Below are 26,737 nucleotides of genomic sequence, written 5' to 3'. Positions count from 1 at the left end.
GATATGCGGCGCCGGGTTTCAACCGTTCAGTTCTTTTTCTTCACCGGGCGAACGTAGCCGGTTTTGGCGATCTGCGTTTTTTCGTTGAGCGCGAGCGTGGCTTCCGGCACGTCCTTCCACACCGTCGTGCCCGCCGCGATGGTCACGCCGCGCCCCACGCGCACGGGCGCGACGAGCTGCGTATCCGAACCCACGAACACGTTGTCCTCGATGATCGTGCGGTGCTTGTTCGCGCCGTCGTAATTGCAGGTGATGGTGCCCGCGCCGATGTTCACGCCTGCGCCGACATCGGCATCGCCCACGTAGCTCAGGTGATTCGCCTTCGAGCCCACGCCGATGTTCGCGTTCTTCACCTCGACGAAGTTGCCTACGTGAACTTCATCGGCGAGCTTCGCGCCGGGACGCAGGCGCGCATAAGGCCCGAGCACCGCGTTCGCGCCGACCGCCGCGTTTTCGATATGGGTGTAGGCGTCCACGCGCGTGCCCGCGCCGATCGACGCGCTGCGAATCACGCAGTTCGGGCCCACGCTCACGTTGTCCGCGAGCGTCACCTCGCCTTCGAATACGCAGTTCACGTCGATGAACACGTCGCGCCCGCAGGTGAGCGAGCCGCGCACGTCGATGCGCGCCGGGTCCGCGAGCGTCACGCCCGCCACGAGCAGCGCTTCGGCCACGTTGCGCTGATGCACGCGCTCGAGTTCGGCGAGCTGCTGCTTGCTGTTCACGCCGAGCGTTTCCCATTCTTCGTCGGGCTGCGCGGTCACGGCCGGATGACCGGCGGCGATCGCGGCTTCCACCACGTCGGTGAGGTAGTACTCGCCCTGCGCGTTGTCGTTCTTCAGCGCGGCCAGCCAGTCCGCGAGCGGCGCGGTCGGCGTCACGACGATCCCCGTGTTGATCTCGGCGATCTTGCGCTGCGCTTCGTTCGCGTCCTTCTGCTCGACGATGCGCTCGACCTTGCCCGCTGCGTCGCGCAGGATGCGGCCGTAACCGGTCGGATCGCCGAGCGTGACGGTGAGGATGCCGTAGCCGTTCTCGCCAGCGGTCTCGACGAGACGCTTGAGCGTCGACGCGCGCGTGAGCGGCACGTCGCCGTAGAGCACGAGCGTGGGCACGTTCGCGTCGAGGAGCGGCAGCGCCTGCGCGAGCGCGTGGCCCGTGCCGAGCTGCTGCGCCTGCAGCGCGAACTGGACGTCGGGCGCGCCGACGGCTTCGCGCACGGCTTCGCCGCCATGGCCGACCACGACGACGAGGCGAGTGGGCGACAGCGTGCGGGCAGTATCGATGACGTGCGAGAGGAGCGGCTTGCCGGCGAGCGGATGGAGCACTTTCGGCAGCGCGGAGTGCATGCGTTTGCCCATGCCTGCCGCGAGGATCACGATGTTCATTGCATCAGTGACTGAATGAGGATGAAGCGGCCGATTTTAGCATGCGGGATATCCCCGACACGCCGGCCGGCCGGGCTCTCGTGCCCCGAAAAACACTGTTTTACAACTGCTTTTCTTCGGATCGGCAGGCGGAAGTAAAAACGCTCCGATGCGGGGTCGGAGCGTTTCAGAACCACAGAGACGATCTGAAGTAGGCTCAAAGATCGTCGAACGGCGTGAACTTGATCGCCGTGCCTTCCGCTGGCACCGGGTCGGTGGAACACGGCTCTTCGTCGAACGCGATGTCGCCGGCCGGATCGGCCACGCCCGTCGCGCGCAGGTCCGCGAAGTTGAACAGGTTCGCGTCCATGAGGTGCGAAGGCACGACGTTGCCTAGCGCGTTGAACATGTTCTCCACGCGGCCCGGGAAGCGCTTGTCCCACTCGCGGATCAGCGCCTTCATCTCCGCGCGCTTCAGGTTCGGCTGGCTGCCGCACAGGTTGCATGGAATGATCGGGAATTCGCGCAGCACCGCGTACTTCTCGAGATCGGTTTCCTTCACATAGGCAAGCGGCCGGATCACGACGTTCTTGCCGTCGTCGGACTGCAGCTTGGGCGGCATGCCCTTGAGCTTGCCGCCGTAGAACAGGTTCAGCAGCAACGTCTGAAGAATGTCGTCGCGGTGATGGCCGAGCGCGATCTTGGTCGCGCCCAGTTCGCCCGCCACGCGGTACAGAATGCCCCGACGCAGACGCGAGCACAGCGAGCACGTGGTCTTGCCCTCGGGTACGAGGCGCTTGACGATGCTGTACGTGTCCTGGTTCTCGATGTGGTACGGCACGCCTACCTTGTCGAGATATTCGGGCAGCACGTGCTCCGGGAAGCCCGGCTGCTTCTGGTCGAGGTTCACGGCCACGATGTCGAAGTCGATCGGTGCGCGCTCGCGCAGGCGCAGCAGCACGTCGAGCAACGCGTAACTGTCCTTGCCGCCCGACAGGCAAACCATGACCTTGTCGCCGTTCTCGATCATGTTGTAGTCGCCGATCGCCTGGCCGACCTGACGCACGATGCGCTTGAACAGCTTGTTGTTCTCGTAGGCTTCCTTCTGCTCGCGGCGCGTGAGCACCTGGCGGCCCGTCTCTTCGGTCGCGGCGTCCTCGCCAACGGGTAGCGTTTCGGGGGCGTTCATGAATCAGTCCTCTTTGATGCGAAAGACCTCGACGCCCACCGCGTCGCAGTCCGGATAAACGTCGGGCTTCTCGGTCGAGACGCGCACCGCGCGCACGAGTTCGTGCGAAAGCAGCGCCGCGGCGAGATCGTCGCAGAGCGTCTCCTGCAGATGGATATGACCCTTGCCCACGCGTTCGGCAACGGTCGAGCGCATGAAGTCGTAGTCCACGACTTCGCGCAGCTTGTCCTCGTGCGGCGTGGTCGAAGCAAGCGGCACGAACAGGTCGACATTGATGACGACGCGCTGTTCGCCGCGCTTCTCGAACTCATGCACGCCGATGTTGATGTGCACTTCGTAGTCGCGCAGGAAAAGCCGGCGGCAATCGGCGAGCCGGGGGTGGAGCAAAACGGTGGACATACAGGTTCCAGTCGATAAAAGCGTGCGTTCTCTCGCACGTATGCCGGCGCGGCGCGCCCGGCGGGTCGTTCAGCCGGTCTGCAAAACCGCTCGTGCGCGGCGGCTTGCATTCCTTTGTCTTCGTCAGCACCGCTGGCTCGCCGTTCTGCGCGCAGCGGGCTATGCATTTAGTTGCAAAACTAGATGCAATCCACGTTCGGGCGTCAGCCGCCCGTCAAAAACATCACGTCGCGGGGCAGCGGCAGGAGATGCTGGCCGCCGTCCACGACGAGCGTCGTGCCGGTCACGCCGGTTGCCCGCGCCAGATACAGCGCGGCTTCCACGAGATCGGCGGGCCGCGACGCGCGCTTGAGCGGCGTGACCTGATGCGCGGCGGCGAAGCTCGCCGGCGTCTGGTCGCCCGACTGCAGCGTGAGGCCGGGCGCGAGCCCCACCACGCGCACCTTCGGCGCGAGCGCCTGAGCGAGCGCGACGGTGGCGTTCTGCAGCGCGGCCTTCGTCAGCGTGTACGACAGATAGTCGGGATTCATGTTGTACAGCTTCTGGTCGAGCACGTTGATCACACACGGGCGCAGCGTCTCGTCGTCCGCCGCCGCTTCGGGCGTTGCCTCGTACAGCATGCGCGAGAGCACGAGCGGCGCGCCCACGTTGATCGCCATGAGCTGCAGCAGCTTCGTGTAGCCCACATCCTGCGCCGTGTCCTCGTCGAAGCGCGACGCATTGTTGAGCACGCACGCGGGACGACCGAGCGCCGCCGTGCAGTCCGGCACGAGCCGGGCCACCTGGGCTTCGTCGCCAAGGTCGGCGTGCAGCGCCACGGCCCGGCGGCCCAGCGCCGCGATCTGCGCGACGACTTCGTCGGCGGCTTCGCGCGACTCGCCGTAATGGACCGCGACGTCCCAGCCGCGCGCCGCAAAGCCGAGCGAGAACTCGCGGCCAATGCGGCGCGCTCCGCCCGTGACCAGCACGACGGGCGCCGCTACGTCAGAATCGGGGCGCGATCCTTCGCAGGATGCGCTCAGGTCGGCGTCAGCCGGGCGGATGCCGGGAGTTGCGCTCATTTACAATGCCGGGATGAATCCGAAAGCTCACGAACCCGATAGTTTACCTGTTCCCGAGCCGATCGCGCTCGCACAGTCCGAGGCACTCGCGGCCACGTTGCGCGCCGAGATCGCCGCGGCGGGCGGGTGGCTCCCGTTCGACCGCTACATGGAGCGCGCACTCTACGCGCCGGGACTCGGCTACTATGGCGGCGGCGCGCGCAAGTTCGGCCTGTTCGCCGATGACGGCAGCGACTTCGTGACCGCACCCGAGCTTTCGCCGCTGTTTGCCGCAACGCTCGCGCGCGCCGTGGGCGAAGCGCTCGCCGCCAGCGGCACGCACCGCCTGATGGAGTTCGGTGCGGGCACGGGCCGCCTCGCGGCGGGCGTGATGCTCGCACTCGACGCAGCAGGCGTGGCGTTCGACTCCTACGCCATCGTCGATCTGTCCGGCGAGTTGCGCGAACGCCAGCGCAAGACCATCGCGCAGCTCGCGCCGGCACTGCTGAGTCGCGTAACGTGGCTCGATGCGCTGCCCGCGCAGTTCGAAGGCGTGGTGATCGGCAACGAGGTGCTCGACGCCATGCCGGTGCGCCTCTTCTCGCGCAAGGACGCGGTATGGCACGAGCGCGGCGTGAGCGCGAACGCAGAAGGCGCCTTCGTCTTTTCCGATCAGCCGGCGAACTCCGGGCGCGATGCCAACTGGCCCGAGAGCGCGCTCGCAGGCGTGGAAGGCAGCGAAGACTACGTGACCGAAACGCACGAAGCCGCACTCGCCTTCACGCGCACCGTGTGCGCGATGCTCCAGCGCGGCGCGGCGTTCTTCATCGACTACGGATTTCCGCGCCACGAGTACTACCATGCGCAGCGCGCGCAAGGCACGCTGATGTGCCACTACCGGCACCGCGCGCATGGCGACCCGTTCCTCTATCCCGGTTTGCAGGACATCACCGCGCACGTGGAATTCACGGGCATTGCCGAAGCGGGCGTCGAAGCGGGCGCGGAGCTGCTCGGCTACACCACGCAGGCGCGCTTTCTGATGAACGCGGGCATCACCGACGTGCTGAGCGAGATCGATCCGCACGACGTGCAGCGCTTCCTGCCCGCCGCGAACGCGGTGCAGAAACTCGTATCGGAGAGCGAGATGGGCGAGCTGTTCAAGGTGATCGCGTTTTCGCGCGGCATCGACGAGACCATCGCGGCGTTCGCGCGCGGCGACCGCAGCCATACACTCTGAGGCTCACGCCACGCAACCATGATCCGCTGGTTTCTCACCACCTTCATCGCCGTGGCGATCCTCTCGAGCGCCCAGCCGTGGCTCAGAAAGCTCGGCATCGGGCGCCTGCCTGGCGACATCACGCTGCGCATTTTCGGCCGCGAGTATCCGCTGCCCTTCATGTCGACGCTCGTGCTTTCGATGGCGCTTTCGTTTATCGTGCGCGCGCTCTGAGGGAGCGCGCAACCGATCAAGCCGTAGCGAGCGCGCCTTCCACCGCCGCCACGCGCGCCTCGTGCACCGCTTCCTTGATCTTCTCGGCGCCGCCGTGTTCGATCGAGCGCGCAATCGCCCCCGCATCGACGCCGCGCGCAGCCACGAGCGCGACGCGCAGGCGCTCCGCCTGCGGGTAAGGCGCGTTCTCCCAGTTCAGCCGCCCGCGCAAATCCGCCTCGCAGGCCTGCAGCGCCTCGGCAAAACGCGCGGGTTTGCGCAGCGCGTCGCAACGTTCGAGCATGCGCACGAGCGCCGCCGCGCCCATCTCCATCACGCGATGGACGTTGCCGTGCTCGCGCGCGACCAGCACCGCCAGCTCGCGGCAGTCGTTGGGCACGCGCAGACGGTCGCACAGCGGCTTGAGCAGATCGACGCTGCGCCCTTCGTGGCCGATGTGACGCGGCAGCACGTCCTCGGGCGTCGTGCCCTTGCCGAGATCGTGCGTGAGCGCGGCGAAGCGCACCGGCAGCGTGTAGCCCTGCGCGGCCGCATGGTCGATCACCATCATCACATGCACGCCCGTATCGATTTCCGGATGATAGTCGGCGCGCTGCGGTACGCCCCACAGCGCGTCGACCTCGGGCAGCACGCGCGCGAGCGCGCCGCAATCGCGCAGCACCTCGAACATGCGCGAGGGCTTCGCTTCCATGAGACCGCGGGCGATTTCCTGCCAGACGCGCTCAGGCACGAGTGAATCGACTTCGCCTGATGCGACCATCTCGCGCATGAGTTCGAGCGTTTCGGGCGCGACGGTGAAATCGGCGAATCGCGCGGCGAATCGCGCGATACGAAGAATGCGCACGGGGTCTTCGAGAAACGCGTCGCTCACGTGGCGGAACACGCGCGCCTCGAGATCGCGCGCGCCGCCGAACGGATCGACGACCTCCCCCGTGAGCACGCCGCCCGGCTGCACTTCGCGCGCCATCGCGTTGATGGTGAGGTCGCGCCGCGCGAGATCTTCCTCGAGCGTCACGTCAGGCGCGTAGAAAAACTGGAAGCCGTGATAGCCCGCCGCCGTCTTGCGCTCGGTGCGCGCGAGCGCGTACTCCGCATGCGTTTCGGGATGCAGAAAGACCGGAAAGTCCTTGCCCACCGGACGATAGCCCTGCGCGGCCATCTGCTCGGGCGTCGCGCCCACCACGACATAGTCGCGGTCGCGTACGGGCAGCCCGAGCATCTCGTCGCGGATCGCGCCGCCTACGACATAGATCTTCATTCGTCGTCGCGTTCGTCGTCGGCGACGATGTGCGTCTCGCGGCGCGCCGCCTCGACCCACTCGATCACCGCGGGCAGTGCGCTCACCCGCTGCGCGTACGCCGCCGCTTCGGGCGAGAGCTTCGGCTGGTAGCTGTTGAAGCGCATGACGACCGGCGCGTACATCGCGTCGGCAATGCTGAACTCGCCGAACAGGAACGGCCCGCCGCTCGCGGCGAGACATTCGCGCCAGAGCGCGTCGATGCGCGCGACGTCGGCGAGTGCGCCCGGCGTTGCACCTGCGCCTGGCTTCACCTTGCGGATGTTCATCGGCATGTGGTTGCGCACTTCGCCGAAGCCCGAATGCATCTCCGCGCTGACGCTGCGGGCGCGGGCGCGCGCGTTCGCGTCGCGCGGCCACAGCGCGTGCTGGGGGAAGCGCTCGGCGAGCGTCTCGGCAATCGCAAGCGAATCCCACACGGCGAAGCCGTCGTCGCCGACGAGGCACGGCACCTTGCCCGAGGCCGAGAACGCGAGGATCGACGACCTGGTGGCCGGCTCGTCGAGCTCGATCAGCACCTCCTCGAACGCGATGCCGAAGTGCTTGAGCAGCACCCACGGGCGCATCGACCACGACGAATAGTTTTTGTCTCCGATTACGAGCTTCATTGTTCCAATGACCGTTGTGAGTTGAATAAGCGCCGGCTGATAGTCCGCTTACGGCTATCGGCCGGCACTGGCGCGAAAGATGTTCAGCCGCGAACGCAGCGAGGCGTCGGCGAGATAGAGCGGCGCGATCGTCTCGATGCTCGCGGGCTCGATATCGAGCTCGGGGGCGAGCGGCCCGGTCAGCACGCTGTCCACCTTCATCGAATCCAGATTATCGCGCGTGAGGACCGGCACGCCCGGCGCCATTTCGAACGAGAGCGCCTGCAGGCGGCCAAACGCGTCGGGCAGCCGCACGATGCGCGCGTGCCGGCCCACCACTTCCCCGCAATACTGCAGCAACTGTTCGAGCGTGTAGACCGTCGGGCCGCCGAGTTCGTAAGTGTGCCCGCTCGCGGCGTCGAGATCGAGCACGTTGACGATCGCCTTCGACACATCGCCCACGAACACCGGCTGGAACTTCGCCTCGGGCATGGCGAGCGGGATCATCGGGAAGAGCCGCTGCAGGAGCGCGAAACGGTTGAGAAAGGTGTCCTCGGGACCGAACACGACGGAAGGCCGGAAGATGGTCGTGGCGAGCGCCGGGGCCGCGTGCACGGCTTTCTCGCCGTCGCCCTTGGAGCGCAGGTACATGCTCGGCCCGCGCGGGTCGGCGCCGAGGGCGCTCACGTGGATCAGGCGATGCACGCCCTTGCCCTCGCAGGCGGCGACGATCTTCGTCGGCAAGTCGACGTGCAGCTTCGCGAAGCCGGGGCCGTAGGGATCGCCGCGCCCGCCGTTGAGCGTGCCGACAAGATTGATGACCGCGTCCGCGTTTTCGACGAACGCCGCGAGCGCGACCGGATCGGACACATCGGCCTCGATCACGTCGACGGGCAGCAGGGTGAGATGGCGGGCGTTGTAGCGGCGTCGGGTGGCGACGCGCACGTCCTTGCCCGCCTCGACGAGCGCGTTGACGAGATGGCTGCCGATGAATCCCGAACCGCCGATGACCGCAATGGCTTGATGTCGCATCTTCGACCTCCTCGGGCAGACGGCGCCGCCGCGTACGAGGTCCGGTTCGTCCCGCAGCGCGCCAATCAGACAACGGAGCACGCAGCGTGCCGTCACGCCGCGCGGTTTCCGTATGAAGGGAAGCGGCGCGGCCCAGCGGCCCGGCGCTTACGGCGAGATATAGCCGAGACGCGCCTTCAGCGATTGCGGACGGCCCTCGAACAGCGCCGCATAGTAGACCGTGTTCGACAACACGTTTTTTACGTAATCGCGGGTTTCCTGAAACGGAATGGTTTCCGCGAAGATGGCGCCCTCGACGCCGCCCTGCAAAGTCTGGCGCCATGCGCGCGGGCGGCCCGGCCCGGCGTTGTAGCCCGCGGTGGCGAGCACAGCAGAGCCGTCGAACTGATTGTAGATCATCGACAAATAGTTCGTTCCGAGCAGGATATTGGTGTCGAGATCGTTGAGCTGGTCGCGCGACAGGGGCCCGAGGCCGATCTTCTTCGCCACCATCTGCGCCGTGGCCGGCATGATCTGCATGAGGCCGCTCGCGCCCACGCCCGACTTCGCATTGAGAATGAAACGCGATTCCTGGCGAATCAGGCCGTAGGCCCATTCGATGTCGAGGCCGTTGGTTTGCGCGTCGCGCTCCACGACGTCGCGGAACGGCGCGAGATAGCGCAGCGAGAAGTCGTGCTCCGTTTGCGTGCGGTCGGCCGTGTTGACGGTGCGATCGAGCAGCTGGATGCGCTTCGCGTATTCGGCGACGGCGAGCAGTTGCCGATCGCTCATGCCGCGCAGCGGCCAGTTCCATTCGCGATTGCCTTCGAGCCGCAGATTGAGCGCATAGAAGCGCTGCGCGAGCGCGAAGCCCGGCGTTTGCGCAGCCTGGGCGATGTCCGCGTCGCTCACCGTGGTCTTCGGCGGGATGGTGATCTTCTGGCCGAGTTCTTCGGTGGCGAGCTGGCCGTAGAAGTTATAGCCCTGCGAAATCGACGCGAATTCCTGGTTCGCTGCGCCCGCTTCGCCGGCCTGCTTGAGCGCGCGTGCGTGCCAGTACACCCACGACGGCTGCGCGCGCAGCGCGGCCGGCATCTGTTCGATCGACCAGCGCACCATGGTCCAGTCGCCGCCCAGCAGCGCGGCGCGCGTACGCCATTCGTAGGCCGGGTTCGAGAGAGGCGCATTGGCCGAGAGGCGATACCAGCCGAGCGAAGCGGGCAGGCGCTTCAACGCCCCTTGATAGCCGATCGTGCCCCAGCCTGTCGCGCGCTCCGGCGAACTGAGCTGGGGTGCGACGGTGGCGAAGGTGGCCGCCGCCATGGCCGGATCGTTGGCCGCCATCACGGTGACGGCGAGTAGCGCGAGCTGGTGCGACTGCGGGTCGGCGGTAACGCCTTGCGCGAGCGTGAGCGGCGGCGTACTCACGGCCTGGCTGAACGCGGTCGGGTCGGGGCGCTGCGAAAGGCCGTCGAGCAGCTTCGCGCCGGTCGAGGTCTGGTTCTGCTCGTAGGCGAGGCGGATCTGCTGCCACACGTCATCGCTCGAGAACTGGCCTTTGATGGCAAGCGCGGTGATGAGATCGACGCAGCCGTCGCCGTAATAGCGCGGCTCCGTGAGCAGCGCACGCGCGTCGTTCGCGACGTTCTCGCCGCGCGCCGCGCGCGACTCCAGCGCGTAGCACTTCACCTGCGTGTCGTCGTTAAGCACGAAGCGCGAATATTGCTGGTCGAAGTTCGCCCAGTCGTGGCGCGCCCCGAGCACGGTCAGATAGTCGTTGCGCATGCGGTCGGCGATCGCCTGGCCGTCGTAGCGCTGGAGGAACGACAGCACCGGCGCATCGGGCGCGTCGATGCGCGCATGGCCCTGCGAATCGAACAGCTGCGGCTTGAGCTGAAAGTATTCGAGGTACGACGGCGCCGGGTAATCCGGAATCATCGCAGCGAGTTGCGCGGCGCGCGCCGGATCGTTGTTGCGCGCGGCTTCGCGAAGCTGGATGAAAGTCTGATCGTCACTGGAAAGGACTGCGCCTACGGGCAGTGCGACGGGGCGCACGGCGTCCGCCGTGCTGCATGCTACGAGTGCCGCGGCAGTCAGTGCGAGACCGACCACGCGATATACTCGGACAAGGCGTTTGGACATCGTTATTTCTGGAGCGCGAGGTGAACCCAAGCATAGCATGCAACCCTCACACGGAATCCAAAAAGGACTGGCGTGCAAGGCTGCTTCCTCGGCGAATTGAAGCCGCTTCCGACGTGGCAATCGGTGCGGCACTCGCGGCTCGACTCGATGCGCTCGTCGCGCAATTTTCACCGCTCTCGATCGGGTTCTACTGGCCCTTGCGCGGCGAGTTCGATGCGCGCGCCTGGATCACTGCCTGGCTCGCCGCCGATGCGTCACGCCGCGCCGCCCTGCCCGCCATTCCCGAGCGCCATACGCCGCTCGTCTTTCACGCCTGGACGCCCGATGCACCGATGCGCGAAGGCCATCACGGAATCCTCGAGCCGCAAGCGCAGCAAGTGATCGTGCCCGATCTTCTCCTCGTGCCCTGCGTGGGTTTCGATCGCGACGGCTATCGCCTCGGTTACGGCGGCGGCTACTACGACCGCACGCTGGCCGCATGGCCGGGCGTTGCGTTGCCCGTCACAGTTGGCATTGCGTATGAAGCATGCCGCATCGACGACGGCGTGCTTGCGCGCGAGGCGCACGACCTGCCGCTCGACGCCGTTTTGACCGAAGCGGCCACGCATCTTTGCCAGCGTTCACGCGAGCGCTGAAAGCGCGTTGGCTGCTCAGAGCGAGGCCGCCGCGCGCGCGGCCGTGTCGTAGAGCCCCGACGCATTGCGCATGAGTTGCGCGGCGTCGCCGATCTGCTGGTTCGTGAGGCCGCTTTCCTTGAGCGTCGCGATGAGGCAACTCTCGCGCACGTCGCGATAGCGCAGGCACAGCGCCTGGCCCTCCGGCGTGACCGAAAAGAAGACTTCCTTGCCGGTCTTTTCGCTTTTTACATACCCTCTTGAGACGAGCTTCTTCAACGCATACGTGGCCACGTGCGTGTCCTCGATATTGAGCACGAAGCAGATATCCGCGAGCTTTTTGCGCCGCTCGCGATGGCCGACGTGATGGAGCAGCGACACCTCGATCGGCGTCATGTCCTTCACCCCCGCCGCCGACATGCAGCGCACCATCCAGCGGTTGAACGCATTGCTCGCCATGATGAGCGCGTACTCGAACTCGGAAAGCTCGGCGCTCGACTCGGAGACGAGATGTTCGGACGAAACGATCTTGGTCGGCTGGCGCGACATGGCAGATAACCCGGTAGTCGGTGTTCGAAAAGGCAAAGCGGCGTGGCGTGAGTGTAAATGCAGCGCGTTTGCCGTGCGCCTGGCGAAAACGCTTATTGATAATTTGTGGATAATTTATCGACAATGTACGCTAGGAAGGAACGGCACCGGCCGTCCCGATGCGCCCAATTCTCGACCGGTCGAACCGTCCCCTGATCGATCCAACATGCCGAATTCTTACCCTCGCATTTTTCCTCTCGGTGACGAAGCGCTCGTCTGCGAAGCGCCGCCGCCCGCCACGCTCGAGGTCCAGCGCCGCGTCTGGGCGGTGGCCGCGCTCGCGCGCGGCTGGGCGCCGGTGCGCGAAGTGGTGCCCGGCATGAACAACCTGACGATCACCTTCGATCCGCTCTCGGCCGACGCCGCGGCGCTCGCGCTCGCCCTGCGCGATGCCTGGAGCGAGGCCGAGGACGCGAGCGCGGCAGGCCGCGAAGTCGAGGTCCCGGTGGTCTACGGCGGTGAAGACGGCCCCGATCTCGAAGCGGTCGCGCAGCACTGCGCGCTTGCGGCCGCCGACGTCGCCGCGCGCCATGCGGCGGGCGTCTATACGGTGTTCTTCCTCGGCTTTCAGCCCGGCTTCGCCTATCTCGGCGGCCTCGAACCCGCGCTGCACACGCCGCGCCGCCGCGAGCCGCGCCTGGCCGTCCCGGCCGGATCGGTGGGCATTGGCGGAGAGCAGACGGGCATTTATCCGGCCGCCTCGCCAGGCGGCTGGCAACTGATCGGCCGCACCGCCGCGAAGCTGTTCGACCCTTCGCGCAATCCGCCTTCGCTGCTCATGCCAGGCGACCGCGTGCGTTTCACCATCGCGGAGCTCCACGCATGATCGAAGTACTGCGCGCGGGCCTGCTCACCACGGTCCAGGATCTCGGCCGCCCCGGCTACCGGCATCTGGGCGTCGCCACCGGCGGCGCGCTCGATACGCTCGCGCTCGAAGTGGGCAACCGCCTCGTCGGCAACCGGGCCGACGCCGCCGGCGTGGAAATCACCTTCGGCCCTGTCGCCCTGCGTTTCGCGCGCGCCACACGCATCGCCATCACCGGCACCGACTTCGGCGCGACGCTCGGCGCCCGCCCGGTCTGGTCGTGGTGGAGCCTGCCCGTGGCCGCCGGCGAGGAACTCGTGCTGAACGGCGCGAAGCGCGGCATGCGCGCCTATGTCTGCGTGGCCGGCGGCGTCGACGTGCTGCCCATGCTCGGCTCGCGCAGCACCGACCTCGCGGCGGGCTTCGGCGGCCTCGCGGGCCGCGCGCTCAAGGACGGCGACCGCCTCGCCACGGGCGCCTCGTTCGCGCCTGGCCGCGAGCGCGCCGCGCTCGACCCCGGCGCGCCGGCCTTCGGCGTGAAGGCGCCCGTGTGGTGCAACTTCGCGCTCGCGGACGAGCCGCATCACCGGCGCGGACGCCATCCGGACGGCATGGCCTGGGCCGTGCCCGTGCGCGTGCTGCGCGGCCCCGAGTACGACAGCTTCACACCCGAGGCGCAGCGCGCGCTCTGGTCCGATGAATGGCAGATCACGCCCAACAGCAACCGCATGGGCTTTCGGCTCACGGGAACGCCGCTCGCGCGCGAGAACGGCGCGGATCTGCTCTCGCACGCGGTGCTGCCGGGCACGATCCAGGTGCCGCCGAGCGGCCAGCCCATCGTGCTGATGGCCGACGCGCAGACCACGGGCGGCTACCCGAAGATTGGCTCCGTGATTCGCGCCGACTGGTGGAAGCTCGCCCAGGTGCGGCTCACGGGGGGCGTGCGTTTCGTGGAAGCGACGCCGGCCGCCGCGCGTGTGGCGCTGGAAGAGGAACGAGCGTATTTGCGGCAGATCGACACCGCGATCGCCATGCACGACGAACGCCTTGCGAGCCGCCGCGCGAACGCGGCCGCGAGCGCGTGATTTTCAAGCACCATCGGTAAGACGAGCAGCAAGAGGAACACATCATGACCACCATCGATCTGAACGCCGATCTCGGCGAAGGCTGCGGCTCCGACGAGGCGCTGCTCGACCTCGTGAGCTCCGCCAACATCGCGTGCGGCTGGCACGCGGGCGGCGCCAACGCCATGCGCGAATGCGTGCGCTGGGCCGTGGAGAAAGGCGTGTCGATCGGCGCGCATCCGAGCTTCAACGACCCCGAGAACTTCGGCCGCAAGGAGATGAACCTGCCGCCCGAGGAAATCTACGCGGGCGTGCTGTATCAGCTCGGCGCGCTCTCCGCCATCGCCCAGGCCGAAGGCGGCCGCATCGCCCACGTGAAGCCGCACGGCGCGCTCTACAACCAGGCCGCGCGTGACCCGCAGATCGCCGAGGCCATCGTCTCCGCGGTGCACGACTTCGATCCGTCCGTGACGGTGTTCGCGCTCGCGGGCAGCGGCCTCGTGACGGCGGCGCGCGAGGCAGGGCTCGTCGCGATCGAGGAAGTGTTCGCCGACCGCGGCTATCGCGCGGACGGCTCGCTCGTGCCGCGCAGCGAGCCGGGCGCGTTGCTCGACGACGAAGACACCGTGCTCGCACGCACGCTCGCGATGATCCGCGAGCAGCGCGTGCAGGCCGTCAACGGCGCCTGGGTGCCGCTCAATGCGCAGACCATTTGCCTGCACGGCGACGGCCCGCATGCGCTCGCATTCGCGCGGCGCATTCGCACGGCGCTCGACGACGCAGGCATCGGCGTGCGCGCGGCGGGGGCCGGCGAAGCCTGACGCGCGCAAGTTTTAACGCAGCAAAGCGCGCGGCATGCGCCGCGCGCCGCTCGAGCCGTATCACCGAAGGTTTTCACAAGGCAATCCCCCGGCAGCGCAAGCTTGCCAGGCGTAGTTGTACCGAGCAGGTTCGTAGTTGCACCCAGCAGGTTCGTAGTTGTGCGAACGGCCATCAGAGCCGTGAAGTCAACGCCGCTATCCGCGGCAATCAATGACAAGCCAATACGTTTGGAGATCCACATGCAGAGCACCGTCAACTTATGGCCGCTGATCGGCGTGGCCGTCATCATCGCCGGCTTCCTGTTACGCTTCAATCCGATGCTGATCGTCGCCGCGGCGGCCGTCGTCACTGGTTTCGCCGGCGGCTTTCCGGTCGCGAAGATTCTCGCCGCCATCGGCACCGGCTTCATCAAGACCCGCAACATTCCCCTCATCATCCTGTTGCCGCTCGCCGTGATCGGGCTGCTCGAGCGCCACGGCCTGCGTGAGCGCGCGCAGATCTGGATCGGCAGCATCAAGGCGGCCACCGCCGGGCGTCTGCTCGTCGTCTATTTGCTCGTGCGCGAGCTGACCGCCGCCGTCGGCTTGACGGGCCTCGGCGGCCATCCGCAGATGGTGCGCCCGCTCATCGCGCCGATGGCCGAAGGCGCCACCGAAAACCGCTTCGGCAAGCTCTCCGACGCCGTGCGCTACAAGCTGCGCGCCTACTCGGCCGCGACCGACAACGTGGGTCTCTTCTTTGGCGAGGACATCTTCGTCGCGTTCGGCGCCATCGTGCTGATGGTCACGCTGCTCAAGGAAGCGGGCGTTTCGGTCGAGCCGATCCACGTGGCGTTCTGGGGCATACCCACGGCGATCTGCGCGTTTCTGATTCACGGTTTCCGGCTCTGGCTGCTCGACCGCAAACTCGAACGCGAACTGGGCGCCATGCGCAACGGGGTCGACGCCAAGGCTGCAAACCGCGCACAGGGAGACGAAGCATGACGCTCACCCTCAATTGGCTCTTCTGGCTGCTCGGCATCGTGCTGCTCATCGTCGGCGGCATGATCGTGATGGACCGCGAGCATCCGCGCCGCTTCACCGCGGGCGGCTTCTGGCTGCTCTACGCGCTCATCTTTCTAGTCGGCGACTTGCTGCCCGCCGAAGTCGTGGGCGTGCTCGTGCTCGCCATGGCGCTGATCGCCGGCGTCGGCGGCGTGACGGCCGCGAAGCCCAAGGTGCTCGCGCTCGAAACGCGTATCGCCAGCGCGAAACGACTGGGCAACAAGCTCTTCGTGCCCGCGCTCACCATTCCCGTCATCACCGTCGTGCTCACGCTCGCGGCCAGCCATCTCGTATTCGGCGGCAAGCCGCTCTTCGACCCCAAGAACGTCACGCTGATCGGCTTCGGCATTGGCTGCGTGATCGCGCTCGCGATTGCCTGCATCATCACGCGCGACAGCGTCGGCCAGTCGATGAAGGAAACGCGCCGACTCGTCGACGCTCTCTCGTGGGCCGCCGTCCTGCCGCAGATGCTCGGCATGCTCGGCCTCGTGTTCTCGGACGCGGGCGTGGGCAAGGCCGTGGCGCACGTGACGACGTCGTACATCAACATGGACGTGCGCTTCGTCGCCGTCGTGGTCTATTGCGTGGGCATGGCGCTCTTCACGATCATCATGGGCAACGGCTTCGCCGCGTTTCCGGTGATGACGGGCGGCGTAGGCGTACCGGTGCTGGTGGGCGTGTTCCACGTCAATCCGGCGATGATGGCCGCCATCGGCATGTTCTCGGGCTACTGCGGCACGCTCATGACGCCGATGGCCGCGAACTTCAACATGGTGCCCGCCGCGCTGCTGGAGCTGCCCGACAAGAACGCGGTGATACGCGTGCAGGTGCCGACGGCGCTCGGCATCCTCGTGGCGAATATCGTGCTGTTGAATGTGTTCGGGTTTTGACCCGCGTACGCATGCGCTCGCAAGAAGAGCCGGCGAAAGCCGGCTTTTCCACATTCAGGCCGCGCGCGAGCACAAGATGCGAGCGCGAAGGACCCAACCCGGCTCAACCCGGGTCGACGTTGAAGCCACGCTGGCGCAGCAGCTGCAGCACGCCTTTAGGTCCGCCCAGGTGCAGCGCGCCGACGGCGACGAACAGCGGCTTGCTGGGCGCCACGTACTGCTGCATGCGCGAAACGAAGCGCCGGTTGCGCTCGTAGACGATGCGGTTATCGACTGACGCCGCCACCCGCGCATCGTGCGAGAGCTTTTCGGTGCGCGCCGTTTCCCATGCGGCGATCGCGTCGGCGTCGCCCACGCGCCACAGGTGCAGGAGCGTCTGCACGTCGGAGACGTTTTGCGCCGGCGTCTGCGCGAGGTCCTGGGCGAGCATCTCGCGCTGCTGCGCGAGGCTCAGGTTCGTGAAGGCGCGCATCTGCTCGGCGAGCGTCTCCAGCCCGACGATGCGGCGGCCCTTCCAGCGCAGGAAAACGTTCTGCAACTGCGCCTCGGTGCCGTACTCGGTCTGCAGGCCGGCGCTCAGCGAATCGTAGGTTTCCACGAGCAGCGAGGCGAGCCACGGCCGCATCTTGCGGATTTCGGCGAGCGCCTCGGGATTACCACGCATGCGCGCCTCGAGTTTCTGCCAGAGCGGATCGGGCAACAGGCCCGGCAGGCAAGGCCGTCTGCACACCCCGTATTTCGAGACGTCGTCCTGGGAAACGAGCAGATCGTCGGGGGAAAGCTCGAGCGCGAGAATCGGCGACGCGGCGAGCGCCGCGAGAATCTGCGGCCGAAACGGCTGGCCGGGTGGGTAGTCGGCTGGGTCGCCCACATGGAGCGTGCCGAGCAGATAGATCGTGAGATTGCCGCGCGTGGCGACGTAGAACGGCATGCGCGCAGGCTGCGTGCGCACGGGGCCGCCAGCCGTCGTGCCCGATGCGTAGCTCGGCACGGCGGGCGCGGCGTGAAAGCCGGGGATGCCGCCGTTCGCGCCGCGAGCGGAGCCGGGCGGCATGGGCACGGCCGGGTGCACCCCGGGCGTGTTGGCGACGGCGCCGCCAGCGAACGCCTGGCCCGAGGCGCCTGCGAGCACGCCGATCGCAAGGACCAGCGTGAGCGCCGCGCGCGCCACACCGCTCGACGCTTTCTTCAACGCCGCACGCAACGCCCCGGCGAATGCCACACCGAAAGCCACACCGAATGTCACACGAACAGCCGTACACAGCCCGGCCACCAGGGCAAACGCGGCAGCCGGAATGATTGAAAGGACGGCGGAGAAAACGGTGGGAAAAACAGTGAAAAAGGCGGCACGACGGCCGCCCATCAACTGGCGGCGCGTAGCAATAAAACGACGCGCCGCCGTCGCTTCAGGCCGGCATGGGCCGCCCATCCTCTTCCCCCACCTCCTCTGCACGATGGCAGGATACCTGACGGCCGTCCACTTCGCGAAGAACAGGCACTTCCTTACGACACCGCTCGACTGCGTATGGACAACGTTGATGGAACGTGCAACCAGACGGCGGGTTCAGCGGCGAAGGCAATTCGCCCTCGAGCTTGATCTTCACGCGGCGGTCCGCTTCGAAGATCGCGGGCGTGGCCGAAAGCAGCGAGCGCGTGTACGGATGGCGCGGCCGCGAGATCACCGTGTCCTTGTCGCCCAGTTCCGCCACGCCGCCCAGGTACATCACCATCACGTCGTCGGCAATGTGTTCGACCACGGCCAGGTTGTGCGAAATGAACACGTAGCTCGTGCGGAACTGCTCCTGCAAGTCCATGAACAGATTGAGAATCTGCGCCTGGATCGAGACGTCTAGCGCGGAAACCGGCTCGTCGGCCACGACGATCTGCGGGTCGAGAATCATGGCCCGCGCGATCGCGACACGCTGGCGCTGGCCGCCCGAGAACATGTGCGGATAGCGCTTGGCGTGCTCGGGACGCAGGCCGACGATGCGCATCATGTGCGCGATGCGGTCCGCGCGCTCGTTCGCCGTGAGCCGCGTGTTGATGGCGAGCGGCTCGCCTAGCGTCTGCTCCACGGTCTTGCGCGGATTGAGCGAGGCGAACGGGTTCTGGAACACCATCTGCACGCGGCGGCGCAGCGCGGCGATCTTCGCGGCGTTTGCGTGCGCAACGTCCTCGCCGTCGATGGTCAGCTTGCCCGCGGTGGGCGGCTCGATCATCGTGAGCTGGCGCGCGAGCGTCGATTTGCCGCAGCCGGACTCGCCCACCACGGCGAGCGTGCGCCCGCGCGTGAGCGAGAACGACACGCCGTTGAGCGCCTTCACGGTGCCCGTGCCGAACATGCCGCGCTTGACGGTGTAATGCTTCTTGAGATCGTCGGCGATGAGAACCTTGTCGTCCTGATGGTCCTGACGAGCCGCGTGTTGCTGGACTGCGTTCATCGCGCGCCTCCACTGGATTGAGTCAGCGCCGCGTTCAGCGGCTTGATGCAGCGCACTTGCGCGTAGCCGCTTTCATCGGTCACCGCGTCGAGCGCGGGCCGCGCCTTCATGCAGTCGTCCACCACATACTTGCAGCGCGGCGCGAACAGACAGCCGCTCGGCCGGTCGTCGCGGCCGGGCACCATGCCGGGCAGCGCGGCGAGCCGCATCGCCCCCTTGTTGTGCTCGGGAATCGCGGCGAGCAGCGCTTCCGTGTACGGATGATGCGGACGCGAAAAGATGTCCGGCACGCGGTTCGTCTCGATGATCTCGCCCGCGTACATCACGGCCACGCGTTGCGCGACTTCGGACACCACGGCCAGATCGTGCGAGATCAGCACGAGCGCCATGCCGCGATCCTTCTGCAGACGCACGAGCAGCTCCATGATCTGCGCCTGGATCGTCACGTCGAGCGCCGTGGTGGGCTCGTCGGCGATCAGCAGCTTCGGGTTGCAGGCCACGGCCATCGCGATCATCACGCGCTGGTTCATGCCGCCCGACATCTGGTGCGGAAAGTTGTCGATGCGGTTCTTCGCGTCGGGAATGCCGACCTGGTCGAGCAGTTCGATTGCGCGCGCATGCAGCGCCGAGCCGCGCAGGCCCTCGTGCAGCTTGAGCACTTCCTTGATCTGATAGCCGACGGTGTAGCTCGGGTTCAGGCTCGTGAGCGCGTCCTGGAACACCATGGCGATGTCCTTGCCCACGATGCGGCGGCGCTCCTTGCCCGTGGCGTTGAGCAGATCGCGGCCGTCGAAGGTGATCGAATCCGCCGTCACCTTGCCGGGCGCGTCGATGAGGCCCATCAGCGCCATCATCGTCACGCTCTTGCCCGAGCCCGATTCGCCGACGATGCCGAGCACTTCGCCAGGCGCGACCGACAGATTCACGCGGTCAACGGCGGGCAAGCCGTTGAAGTTCACCGCCAGATTACGGATGGTCAAAAGTTCTTTGTTCATGTCAGTCCTCGCCGGGCCGCCCCAAGAGGACTGACGCCCCCTCGGGGGGCAACGACCGAAGGGAGTGTGGGGGTCGTTTTCATGTCAGGCCATCCGCTTGAGCTTGGGATCGAGCGCGTCGCGCAGCCCGTCGCCGAGCAGGTTGATCGCGAGCACCGAAATGAGGATGGACAGACCCGGCATCGTGACGATCCACCATGCGCTGTCGATGTAGTCGCGCGCCGAGGCGAGCATCGCGCCCCACTCCGCACGCGGCGGCTGCACGCCGAGGCCCAGGAAGCCGAGCGCGGCGGCGTCGAGAATCGCCGAGGAAAAGCCGAGTGTCGCCTGCACGATGAGCGGAGCCGTACAGTTGGGCAGCACCTGCGAGAACATCAGGCGCAGCGTGCCGGCACCGGCCACGCGCGAAGCGGTCACGTACTCCTTGTGCAGTTCGCCGAGAGCCGAACCGCGCGTGAGACGCACGTAGCCGGGCAGCGCCACGATCGCGATCGCGAGCATCGTGTTCGTGAGACCCGGACCGATGATCGCGACCACCGCCACCGCGAGCAGCAGCGAAGGCAGCGCGAGCAGCACGTCCATGAGACGCATGATCGGCGTGTCGGCCCACTTCTCGAAGAACGCGGCCACGAGCCCGAGCACGATGCCCGGAACCAGCGCGAGCACGACCGAGACGCAGCCGATCCACAGCGAAAGCCGCGCGCCGTACATGAGACGCGAGAGGATGTCGCGGCCCGCTTCGTCGGTGCCGAGGATGAACTTCCAGTTGCCGCCGTCGAGCCAGGCGGGCGGAATCTTCACGTAGTCGCGGTATTGCTCGATGGGGCTGTGCGGCGCGATGAGCGGCGCGAAGATCGCGATGACGATCAGCGCGAGCACGATCACGCCCGCGCCCACGGCGCCCCTGTTGCGCGAGAAGTTCGCCCAGAATTCGCGCAGCACGAGTGCGCGGCCCGAAGGCGGCGTAACGGCGCGAGGCACGGTGTTCTGAATGTCAGCCATCATGCCTCCTGGTGTTGAATGTGGTGTTGTGGGGTTCGCATTTTCATGGCTCGCTTACCTCGTATGTCGAATGCGCGGGTTGAGCACGCCGTACAGCAGATCGACGAACAGGTTCACGACGATCACGAGCGTCGCGATCATGAGAATGCCGCCTTGCACCACCGGGTAGTCGCGCCGGCTGATCGCGTCGATCAGCCATTTGCCGATGCCGGGCCAGGAGAACAGCGTTTCGGTGAGCACCGCGCCCGCGAGCAGCGTGCCGACCTGCAGGCCGATCACGGTCACCACGGGAATGAGCGCGTTGCGCAGCGCATGCACGACGATCACGCGCACGGGCGAAAGCCCCTTGGCGCGCGCGGTGCGGATGTAGTCCTCGCGCAGCACTTCGAGCATGGACGAGCGCGTCATGCGCGCGACCACGGCGAGCGGAATCGTGCCGAGCACGATGGCCGGCAGGATCAGGTGGCTCAGCACCGACCTGAACGCGCCTTCGTCGGTGCCGGGCAGCAGCGAGTCGATCAGCATGAAGCCGGTCACGTGCGGAATGTCGAATTCCACCGCGATGCGGCCCGACACCGGCGTCCAGCCGAGCTTCGACGAGAACACCATGATGAGGATGAGCCCCCACCAGAAGATCGGCATGGAGTAGCCGGTGAGCGCGGTGCCCATGACGCCGTGATCGACGACGGTGCCGCGCCGCAGTGCCGCGAACACGCCGGCGGGCAAGCCGATCACGAGCGCGAAAATGAGCGCGCAGATCGACAGCTCGACGGTGGCGGGAAAGCGCGCGAGAAACTCGCCCATCACGCTCGTGTTGGTGATGATCGAGGTGCCGAGATTGCCGTGCACGGCGTGCCAGACGTAGTGCACATACTGCATCGGCAGGGGCTCGTCGAGTCCCAGGCGATGCAACGCCTCGGCGTGCATTTGCGGATCGACGCCGCGCTCGCCCATCATCACTTCGATGGGGTCGCCCGGAATCAGGTGGATGAGTGCGAACGCAAGGATGGTGATACCGATGAACGTGGGTATGACCATGCCGATGCGGCGCAATACGAAGCGGAACATGTGGTGTTCCCCCAAAAGCTTGAAATGAAACGCAACCGGCGACAGGGGCTCGTGACCCCGGTCGCCGGACCATTTTCCGCCGGTCCTGGCTGATATGCGGACCGAGCGGAAAGTCTTACCCGATTATCCTTACTGCATGCCCACGCCGTCGAAGCGCGCGTAGCCGAGCGGTTCGATGCGCATATCGGTCACCTTCTTGCTGACCGGCTGGTAGACGGTCGAGTGAGCGATCGGCGAGAACGGCAGTTGCTGCGCGAAGATCTGCTGCGCCTGCTGGTAGAACTTGGTGCGCTGCGCCACGCCCGAGGTCTGACGGCCCTTCTGGATCAGGTCGTCGAACGGCTTGTAGCACCACTTGCCGAAGTTGTTGCCGTTCACCGCTTCGCAGCCGAGCAGCGTGCCGAGCCAGTTGTCGGGGTCGCCGTTGTCGCCCGTCCAGCCGATCAGCATCGAGTCGTCCTCGCCCGCGTGAGCGCGCTTGATGTACTCGCCCCACTCATACGTCACGATCTTCGCCTTCACGCCGATCTTCGCCCAGTCGGCCTGAATCATCTCGGCCATCAAGCGCGCGTTCGGGTTGTAGGCGCGCTGCACGGGCATCGCCCACAGCGTGATCTCGAAGCCGTTGCCCTGACCCGCCTTCGCGAGCAGCGCCTTGGCCTTTTCCGGATCGTACGAATTGGCCGGCAGGTTCTTGTAGTACGACCACTGCGTCGGCGGCATCGGGTTGGTCGCGAGCTGGCCCGCACCCTGGTACACCGACTCGATGATCGCCTTCTTGTTGATCGCCATGTCGAGCGCGTGGCGCACGTCTGCGTTATCGAGCGGCTTGTGCGTGACGTTGTACGACAGGTAGCCCAGGTTGAAGCCCGGCTGCGACGGCATCGCGATGTTCGGTTCGGCCTTCAGCGGCGCGATGTCGGCGGGACGCGGATAGCTCATCACCTGGCATTCGTCGCGCTTGATCTTCTGCACGCGCACGCTGGCGTCCGGCGTGATCGAGAAGATCAGCTTGGAGAGCTTCACGGCGCCCGGCTTCCAGTAGTCGGGGTTGCCGTCGTAGCGGATGGTCGCGTCCTTCGTGTAGCTCTTGAAGATGAACGGACCCGTGCCGACCGGGAACTGGTTGATGTCGGCGGCCTTGCCGGCCTTCATCAGTTGATCCGCATATTCAGCCGAGAGGATCGAGGCGAATTCCATCGCCATGTTCTGGATGAACGGCGCGTTCGGCTCGTTCAGCGTGAACTTGACCGTGTACGGATCGACCTTTTCGATCTTGGCGATCAGCTTGTCGAGGCCCATGTCCGTGAAGTACGGGAACGATACCGGGTAGGCCTTGCGGAACGCATTGTTCGGGTTGAGCATGCGGTCGAACGAGAACACGACGTCGTCCGCATTGAATTCGCGCGTGGGCTTGAAGAAGGAGGTGGTCTGGAACTTCACGCCATGACGCAGATGGAACGTGTAGGTCTTGCCGTCCTGGGACACGTCCCACGATTCTGCGAGACCCGGTTCGACCTTGGTGCCGCCGCGCTCGAACTCGACGAGGCGGTTGTAGACGGTGAACGTGTTCGCGGTGAAGTCGGTGCCGGTCGTGTATTGGGCCGGGTCGAAGCCAGCGGGGCTGCCTTCCGAGCAGTAGACGAGCGTCTTGTTCGGAATGCTTTGCGCGGCGTGCGCGAGCGGGGCTCCAGCAATCGATGCCGCTGCGAGCGCCACGAGAGACGTCAATCGGGCAGCCCGCAACAGTTTGTTTTCTTTCATGTTTCCTCCAGTTCAATGCCGGCTTGCGCCAGCGTAGCGCGATCTTACTTGAGCACGTGCCGCAGTCACAAGCAAGCCAAAAAGTCCCGTCGCTTGTGGAAAACGCCGGGTTGACAGGCGTCATTGTTGCAGCATGCTGCGGTGCAACCTGGGTTCACGGCTTTTTTTCTTGCCGGATCAGGAACATAGCGCGCCGTAATGCTACGCGCAGCCAGGCCGCGCAGCCTTGCTGATGCAAATCGCGCAATCGCGTCTCAATAAAAAACCGCGCGGCCCGGGAGTCCGGGAGCCGCGCGGTTCGTCGCCGTTTGGTGGGTCGAGCGTGAGCGCCCTAGAAGCCCAGCCGCTCGCAAATGGCCTTGGTGGCCGGCGCCGCGTTGAGCGTGTAGAAGTGGATGCCCGGCACGCCTGCCTCGACGAGACGGCGGCACAGGTCGGTCACCACGTCGAGCCCGAACGCGCGGATCGACTCCCGGTCGTCGCCGAAGCTTTCCAGACGCTTGGCGACCCAGCGCGGCACTTCGGCGCCGCACATCTCCGAAAAGCGCATGAGCTGCGAGTAGTTCGTGATCGGCATGATGCCGGGCACGATGGGAATGTCCACGCCCAGCTTCTTCGCATCGTCGACAAAGCGGAAATACGCATCCGCGTTGAAGAAGTACTGCGTGATCGCCGAATTGGCGCCCGCTTTCACCTTTTGCGCGAACGCTTCGAGGTCGTGACGCGGCGAACGCGCCTGCGGGTGGTACTCGGGATACGCGGCCACTTCGATGTGAAACGCGTCGCCGGTCTCCTCGCGGATGAACGCGACGAGTTCCGACGCGTAGCGCAGTTCGCCCACCGCGCCCATGCCCGAGGGCAGGTCGCCGCGCAGCGCCACGATGTGGCGGATGCCGTGCGAGCGGTACTCGCCGAGAATCGCGCGCAAGCTCTCTTTCGAGGAGCCGATGCACGAGAGATGCGGCGCCGCCTCGATGCCAGCCTTCGCGATATCGACGACGGTGTCGAGCGTGCCCTGTTGCGTCGAGCCGCCCGCGCCGAACGTCACCGAGAAAAACTTCGGCTTGAGCGTGGCAAGTTCCGCCCGCGTAGCGCGCAGCTTTTCCAGGCCGTCCGGCGTCTTCGGCGGGAAGAATTCGAATGAGAGTTCGATCGGTTTCATGTTGATGAGGCCAGTGAGGCCGGGCCGCGAAAGTGGGCGACCCGGCCCGCGTCAGCCGAGGCTGCGGTTGCCGAAAATCAGCGCCGACAGCAGCCACGACACGATGCTGTACAGGATCGAGCCGAAAAATGCCGACCAGAAGCCCGACACCTCGAAGCCCTTGAGGAGCGACGCCGCCAGCCAGAAGCACAGCGCGTTCACCACGAGGATGAAGAGACCGAGCGTGAGGATGGTCACGGGCAGCGTGAGCACGATCAGCAGCGGGCGCAGCACGGCATTGATGAGCCCGAGCACGATCGCGACGATGAGCGCGGTGCCGAAACTGCGAATATGGATCGACGGAACGAGCCAGGTGATGATCAGGAGCGCGAGCGCGTTGATCAGCCAGGTCAGCAGCACGGTCATAAGGACTCCTTTTGCGTCGTTGCTTTTGTATCGCCAGGTGCCGGCGGCGGATGCCGCCCGCAGTCCCCACACGTGGCGCGCGCAGGGATTGAGGTCAGCATCCGCTTGACCGCTTAAAGCGGGCTTAAAACGGCATCCCGCTTTGTATCGCGTTGTATCTGCTTAGTAGCGATAGTGGTTCGGCTTGAACGGACCGTTCTTGTCGACGCCGATGTACGAAGCCTGGTCGTCCGACAGCACGGTCAGGTTCGCGCCGATGCGCGCGAGGTGCAAACGTGCAACCTTTTCGTCGAGGTGCTTCGGCAGCACGTACACCTTGTTCTCGTACTTCTTGCCCTGCGTGAACAGTTCGATCTGCGCGAGCGTCTGGTTCGTGAACGAGTTCGACATCACGAACGACGGGTGGCCCGTGGCGCAGCCGAGGTTCACGAGGCGGCCTTCGGCCAGCAGGATCACGCGCTTGCCGTCCGGGAAGATGATGTGGTCGACCTGCGGCTTGATGTTTTCCCACTGGTACTGACGCGTGGAAGCGACGTCGATTTCCGAGTCGAAGTGGCCGATGTTGCAGACGATGGCGTTGTGGCGCATCGCCTTCAGGTGATCGTGGTTCAGCACGTGGTAGTTGCCCGTGGCCGTCACGAAGATGTCGGCCTTGTCGGCGGCGTATTCCATCGTCACGACGCGGTAGCCTTCCATCGCGGCCTGCAGCGCGCAGATCGGATCGATTTCCGTGACCCACACCGTGGCGCCGAGGCCGCGCAGCGATTGCGCGCAGCCCTTGCCCACGTCGCCGTAACCGGCCACGACCGCGATCTTGCCCGCGATCATCACGTCGGTCGCGCGCTTGATGCCGTCCACGAGCGACTCGCGGCAGCCGTACAGGTTGTCGAACTTCGACTTCGTGACCGAGTCGTTGACGTTGATGGCCGGGAACGGCAGACGGCCTTCCTTCTCCATCTGGTACAGGCGGTGCACGCCGGTCGTGGTTTCTTCGGTCACGCCCTGGATGTGCGAAAGGCGCTTCGAGTACCACTGCGGATCGACGTCGAGGTGCGCGGCGATCGACTTGTACAGCGCCACTTCTTCTTCGTTCGTCGGCTTGGCGATGACCGAGCGGTCCTTTTCAGCCTTCGAGCCGAGGATCAGCAGGAGCGTGGCGTCGCCGCCGTCGTCGAGCATCATGTTGGCGAACTCGCCGTTCGGCCATTCGAAGATGCGGTGCGAGAACTCCCAGTATTCGTCGAGCGATTCGCCCTTGAATGCGAACACCGGCACGCCGCCCTGCGCGATCGCGGCGGCGGCATGGTCTTGCGTCGAGAAGATGTTGCACGAGGCCCAGCGGACGTCGGCGCCGAGCGCGGTGAGCGTCTCGATCAGCACGCCTGTCTGGATCGTCATGTGCAGCGAGCCCGCGATGCGCGCGCCCTTGAGCGGCTGCTGCGCCTTGTACTCTTCGCGGGTTTGCATGAGGCCCGGCATTTCGGTCTCGGCGATATTGAGTTCCTTGCGGCCCCAGGCGGCAAGCGACATATCGGCGACGATGAAATCTTTGGCTTGATCTTGCGGAACTGCGGCGTTCATCACGCCCTCCT

At 66.1% G+C, this 26,737-nt stretch carries 26 protein-coding genes; 8 read left to right on the top strand and 18 right to left on the bottom strand.

Annotated features, from left to right (window positions below; translation table 11 throughout):
* Window positions 1-26: 26 nt before the first annotated feature.
* The 4 genes from glmU to M3I53_RS26275 form a co-directional block, all read right to left on the bottom strand.
* A complete protein-coding gene (gene glmU / locus M3I53_RS26290; protein ID WP_254318757.1) occupies window positions 27-1,388 on the bottom strand; it encodes a bifunctional UDP-N-acetylglucosamine diphosphorylase/glucosamine-1-phosphate N-acetyltransferase GlmU in 1,362 nt (453 codons plus the stop codon).
* A 196-nt stretch (window positions 1,389-1,584) separates the two neighbouring features.
* Window positions 1,585-2,556 carry a tRNA 2-thiocytidine(32) synthetase TtcA gene (ttcA, locus tag M3I53_RS26285; protein ID WP_254318756.1) on the bottom strand — a complete coding sequence of 324 codons (972 nt, stop codon included), beginning with the start codon at window positions 2,554-2,556 and terminating at the stop codon, window positions 1,585-1,587.
* 3 nt (window positions 2,557-2,559) lie between these two features.
* Entirely contained in the window at window positions 2,560-2,955 is a 396-nt protein-coding gene (locus tag M3I53_RS26280) for a dihydroneopterin aldolase (protein ID WP_254318755.1), read from the bottom strand.
* Between the two features lie 203 nt (window positions 2,956-3,158).
* Window positions 3,159-4,016, bottom strand: a complete 858-nt coding sequence (locus M3I53_RS26275) for an SDR family oxidoreductase (protein ID WP_254318754.1) — start codon at window positions 4,014-4,016, stop codon at window positions 3,159-3,161.
* Window positions 4,017-4,029: 13 nt separating this feature from the next.
* On the opposite strand from M3I53_RS26275, the gene M3I53_RS26270 reads away from it, so the two are divergent.
* Together M3I53_RS26270 and M3I53_RS26265 are read left to right on the top strand one after the other, a co-directional pair.
* Window positions 4,030-5,232, top strand: a complete 1,203-nt coding sequence (locus M3I53_RS26270; RefSeq protein ID WP_254318753.1) for a class I SAM-dependent methyltransferase — start codon at window positions 4,030-4,032, stop codon at window positions 5,230-5,232.
* 18 nt (window positions 5,233-5,250) lie between these two features.
* Window positions 5,251-5,445: a DUF2905 domain-containing protein gene (locus tag M3I53_RS26265; RefSeq protein WP_254318752.1), complete on the top strand. Its 195-nt coding sequence runs from the start codon at window positions 5,251-5,253 to the stop codon at window positions 5,443-5,445.
* A 16-nt stretch (window positions 5,446-5,461) separates the two neighbouring features.
* On the opposite strand, the gene M3I53_RS26260 is transcribed toward M3I53_RS26265, so the two are convergent.
* The 4 genes from M3I53_RS26260 to M3I53_RS26245 all read right to left on the bottom strand — a co-directional run bounded on the left by M3I53_RS26260 (window position 5,462) and on the right by M3I53_RS26245 (window position 10,482).
* A complete protein-coding gene (locus tag M3I53_RS26260; protein ID WP_254318751.1) occupies window positions 5,462-6,703 on the bottom strand; it encodes a multifunctional CCA addition/repair protein in 1,242 nt (413 codons plus the stop codon).
* The gene (locus tag M3I53_RS26255) at window positions 6,700-7,350 is read right to left on the bottom strand and encodes a glutathione S-transferase family protein (RefSeq protein ID WP_254318750.1); all 651 of its coding nucleotides are present in this window, start codon (window positions 7,348-7,350) and stop codon (window positions 6,700-6,702) included. Before M3I53_RS26255 ends, M3I53_RS26260 begins: the two co-directional genes overlap by 4 nt.
* 54 nt (window positions 7,351-7,404) lie before the next feature.
* The gene (locus tag M3I53_RS26250) at window positions 7,405-8,361 is read right to left on the bottom strand and encodes a complex I NDUFA9 subunit family protein (protein WP_254318749.1); all 957 of its coding nucleotides are present in this window, start codon (window positions 8,359-8,361) and stop codon (window positions 7,405-7,407) included.
* A 147-nt stretch (window positions 8,362-8,508) separates the two neighbouring features.
* Window positions 8,509-10,482 (bottom strand): lytic transglycosylase domain-containing protein, encoded by a 1,974-nt coding sequence (locus M3I53_RS26245; RefSeq protein WP_254318748.1) that lies wholly within the window; start codon window positions 10,480-10,482, stop codon window positions 8,509-8,511.
* Between the two features lie 20 nt (window positions 10,483-10,502).
* Between M3I53_RS26245 and M3I53_RS26240 the strand changes: the two genes are divergently transcribed.
* The gene (locus M3I53_RS26240) at window positions 10,503-11,117 is read left to right on the top strand and encodes a 5-formyltetrahydrofolate cyclo-ligase (RefSeq protein ID WP_254318747.1); all 615 of its coding nucleotides are present in this window, start codon (window positions 10,503-10,505) and stop codon (window positions 11,115-11,117) included.
* Window positions 11,118-11,132: 15 nt separating this feature from the next.
* Here M3I53_RS26240 and M3I53_RS26235 read toward each other — a convergent pair whose 3' ends face one another.
* Window positions 11,133-11,645, bottom strand: coding sequence for a winged helix DNA-binding protein (locus M3I53_RS26235; protein WP_028212076.1), 513 nt, complete (start codon window positions 11,643-11,645; stop codon window positions 11,133-11,135).
* Window positions 11,646-11,850: 205 nt separating this feature from the next.
* Between M3I53_RS26235 and pxpB the strand changes: the two genes are divergently transcribed.
* The 5 genes from pxpB (at window position 11,851) to M3I53_RS26210 (ending at window position 16,308) form a co-directional block, all read left to right on the top strand.
* The gene (gene pxpB, locus M3I53_RS26230) at window positions 11,851-12,510 is read left to right on the top strand and encodes a 5-oxoprolinase subunit PxpB (RefSeq protein ID WP_254318746.1); all 660 of its coding nucleotides are present in this window, start codon (window positions 11,851-11,853) and stop codon (window positions 12,508-12,510) included.
* The gene (locus tag M3I53_RS26225; RefSeq protein ID WP_254318745.1) at window positions 12,507-13,574 is read left to right on the top strand and encodes a biotin-dependent carboxyltransferase family protein; all 1,068 of its coding nucleotides are present in this window, start codon (window positions 12,507-12,509) and stop codon (window positions 13,572-13,574) included. Before pxpB ends, M3I53_RS26225 begins: the two co-directional genes overlap by 4 nt.
* Before the next feature lie 44 nt (window positions 13,575-13,618).
* Entirely contained in the window at window positions 13,619-14,374 is a 756-nt protein-coding gene (gene pxpA / locus M3I53_RS26220; RefSeq protein ID WP_254318744.1) for a 5-oxoprolinase subunit PxpA, read from the top strand.
* Window positions 14,375-14,614: 240 nt separating this feature from the next.
* Entirely contained in the window at window positions 14,615-15,358 is a 744-nt protein-coding gene (locus tag M3I53_RS26215) for a DUF969 domain-containing protein (RefSeq protein ID WP_254318743.1), read from the top strand.
* The gene (locus M3I53_RS26210; RefSeq protein WP_254318742.1) at window positions 15,355-16,308 is read left to right on the top strand and encodes a DUF979 domain-containing protein; all 954 of its coding nucleotides are present in this window, start codon (window positions 15,355-15,357) and stop codon (window positions 16,306-16,308) included. The genes M3I53_RS26215 and M3I53_RS26210 overlap by 4 nt, the downstream gene beginning before the upstream one ends.
* Window positions 16,309-16,411: 103 nt before the next feature.
* On the opposite strand, the gene M3I53_RS26205 is transcribed toward M3I53_RS26210, so the two are convergent.
* From M3I53_RS26205 to ahcY, 9 genes are all read right to left on the bottom strand, one after another.
* A complete protein-coding gene (locus M3I53_RS26205) occupies window positions 16,412-17,554 on the bottom strand; it encodes a TraB/GumN family protein (RefSeq protein WP_375542583.1) in 1,143 nt (380 codons plus the stop codon).
* A 160-nt stretch (window positions 17,555-17,714) separates the two neighbouring features.
* Window positions 17,715-18,749, bottom strand: a complete 1,035-nt coding sequence (locus M3I53_RS26200; protein WP_254318741.1) for a peptide ABC transporter ATP-binding protein — start codon at window positions 18,747-18,749, stop codon at window positions 17,715-17,717.
* Entirely contained in the window at window positions 18,746-19,744 is a 999-nt protein-coding gene (locus M3I53_RS26195; RefSeq protein WP_254318740.1) for an ABC transporter ATP-binding protein, read from the bottom strand. Before M3I53_RS26195 ends, M3I53_RS26200 begins: the two co-directional genes overlap by 4 nt.
* Window positions 19,745-19,828: 84 nt before the next feature.
* On the bottom strand, window positions 19,829-20,746 hold the full coding sequence (locus M3I53_RS26190) for an ABC transporter permease subunit (RefSeq protein WP_069264285.1): 918 nt from the start codon (window positions 20,744-20,746) through the stop codon (window positions 19,829-19,831).
* A gap of 54 nt (window positions 20,747-20,800) precedes the next feature.
* Window positions 20,801-21,814, bottom strand: a complete 1,014-nt coding sequence (locus tag M3I53_RS26185) for an ABC transporter permease subunit (RefSeq protein ID WP_254318739.1) — start codon at window positions 21,812-21,814, stop codon at window positions 20,801-20,803.
* 129 nt (window positions 21,815-21,943) lie between these two features.
* Window positions 21,944-23,578: an ABC transporter substrate-binding protein gene (locus tag M3I53_RS26180; RefSeq protein ID WP_254318738.1), complete on the bottom strand. Its 1,635-nt coding sequence runs from the start codon at window positions 23,576-23,578 to the stop codon at window positions 21,944-21,946.
* Between the two features lie 331 nt (window positions 23,579-23,909).
* On the bottom strand, window positions 23,910-24,740 hold the full coding sequence (gene metF / locus M3I53_RS26175; protein WP_069264291.1) for a methylenetetrahydrofolate reductase [NAD(P)H]: 831 nt from the start codon (window positions 24,738-24,740) through the stop codon (window positions 23,910-23,912).
* A gap of 51 nt (window positions 24,741-24,791) precedes the next feature.
* Window positions 24,792-25,145 carry a phage holin family protein gene (locus tag M3I53_RS26170; protein WP_028203399.1) on the bottom strand — a complete coding sequence of 118 codons (354 nt, stop codon included), beginning with the start codon at window positions 25,143-25,145 and terminating at the stop codon, window positions 24,792-24,794.
* A gap of 162 nt (window positions 25,146-25,307) precedes the next feature.
* Window positions 25,308-26,726 carry an adenosylhomocysteinase gene (gene ahcY / locus M3I53_RS26165; RefSeq protein WP_254318737.1) on the bottom strand — a complete coding sequence of 473 codons (1,419 nt, stop codon included), beginning with the start codon at window positions 26,724-26,726 and terminating at the stop codon, window positions 25,308-25,310.
* Window positions 26,727-26,737: the final 11 nt, after the last annotated feature.

Source organism: Paraburkholderia sp. CNPSo 3272 (assembly GCF_024206495.1).
In the GTDB taxonomy this organism is placed as follows: domain Bacteria; phylum Pseudomonadota; class Gammaproteobacteria; order Burkholderiales; family Burkholderiaceae; genus Paraburkholderia.
Note: the sequence above shows the minus strand (reverse complement) of the source record. Positions and strands in the feature narration are given on the sequence as shown.

Excerpts from the sequence above, each read along its gene's own strand:
- pxpA (WP_254318744.1), top strand. The coding sequence starts at position 13,619 with ATGACCACCATCGATCTGAACGCCGATCTCGGCGAAGGCTGCGGCTCC.
- M3I53_RS26265 (WP_254318752.1), top strand. The coding sequence starts at position 5,251 with ATGATCCGCTGGTTTCTCACCACCTTCATCGCCGTGGCGATCCTCTCG.
- M3I53_RS26235 (WP_028212076.1), bottom strand. The coding sequence starts at position 11,645 with ATGTCGCGCCAGCCGACCAAGATCGTTTCGTCCGAACATCTCGTCTCC.
- M3I53_RS26215 (WP_254318743.1), top strand. The coding sequence starts at position 14,615 with ATGCAGAGCACCGTCAACTTATGGCCGCTGATCGGCGTGGCCGTCATC.
- M3I53_RS26270 (WP_254318753.1), top strand. The coding sequence starts at position 4,030 with ATGAATCCGAAAGCTCACGAACCCGATAGTTTACCTGTTCCCGAGCCG.
- M3I53_RS26195 (WP_254318740.1), bottom strand. The coding sequence starts at position 19,744 with ATGAACAAAGAACTTTTGACCATCCGTAATCTGGCGGTGAACTTCAAC.
- M3I53_RS26170 (WP_028203399.1), bottom strand. The coding sequence starts at position 25,145 with ATGACCGTGCTGCTGACCTGGCTGATCAACGCGCTCGCGCTCCTGATC.
- M3I53_RS26185 (WP_254318739.1), bottom strand. The coding sequence starts at position 21,814 with ATGTTCCGCTTCGTATTGCGCCGCATCGGCATGGTCATACCCACGTTC.
- M3I53_RS26190 (WP_069264285.1), bottom strand. The coding sequence starts at position 20,746 with ATGGCTGACATTCAGAACACCGTGCCTCGCGCCGTTACGCCGCCTTCG.
- M3I53_RS26180 (WP_254318738.1), bottom strand. The coding sequence starts at position 23,578 with ATGAAAGAAAACAAACTGTTGCGGGCTGCCCGATTGACGTCTCTCGTG.
- ahcY (WP_254318737.1), bottom strand. The coding sequence starts at position 26,726 with ATGAACGCCGCAGTTCCGCAAGATCAAGCCAAAGATTTCATCGTCGCC.
- M3I53_RS26260 (WP_254318751.1), bottom strand. The coding sequence starts at position 6,703 with ATGAAGATCTATGTCGTAGGCGGCGCGATCCGCGACGAGATGCTCGGG.
- M3I53_RS26245 (WP_254318748.1), bottom strand. The coding sequence starts at position 10,482 with ATGTCCAAACGCCTTGTCCGAGTATATCGCGTGGTCGGTCTCGCACTG.
- M3I53_RS26200 (WP_254318741.1), bottom strand. The coding sequence starts at position 18,749 with ATGAACGCAGTCCAGCAACACGCGGCTCGTCAGGACCATCAGGACGAC.
- ttcA (WP_254318756.1), bottom strand. The coding sequence starts at position 2,556 with ATGAACGCCCCCGAAACGCTACCCGTTGGCGAGGACGCCGCGACCGAA.
- M3I53_RS26250 (WP_254318749.1), bottom strand. The coding sequence starts at position 8,361 with ATGCGACATCAAGCCATTGCGGTCATCGGCGGTTCGGGATTCATCGGC.
- M3I53_RS26255 (WP_254318750.1), bottom strand. The coding sequence starts at position 7,350 with ATGAAGCTCGTAATCGGAGACAAAAACTATTCGTCGTGGTCGATGCGC.
- M3I53_RS26275 (WP_254318754.1), bottom strand. The coding sequence starts at position 4,016 with ATGAGCGCAACTCCCGGCATCCGCCCGGCTGACGCCGACCTGAGCGCA.
- M3I53_RS26225 (WP_254318745.1), top strand. The coding sequence starts at position 12,507 with ATGATCGAAGTACTGCGCGCGGGCCTGCTCACCACGGTCCAGGATCTC.
- metF (WP_069264291.1), bottom strand. The coding sequence starts at position 24,740 with ATGAAACCGATCGAACTCTCATTCGAATTCTTCCCGCCGAAGACGCCG.
- pxpB (WP_254318746.1), top strand. The coding sequence starts at position 11,851 with ATGCCGAATTCTTACCCTCGCATTTTTCCTCTCGGTGACGAAGCGCTC.
- glmU (WP_254318757.1), bottom strand. The coding sequence starts at position 1,388 with ATGAACATCGTGATCCTCGCGGCAGGCATGGGCAAACGCATGCACTCC.
- M3I53_RS26210 (WP_254318742.1), top strand. The coding sequence starts at position 15,355 with ATGACGCTCACCCTCAATTGGCTCTTCTGGCTGCTCGGCATCGTGCTG.
- M3I53_RS26280 (WP_254318755.1), bottom strand. The coding sequence starts at position 2,955 with ATGTCCACCGTTTTGCTCCACCCCCGGCTCGCCGATTGCCGCCGGCTT.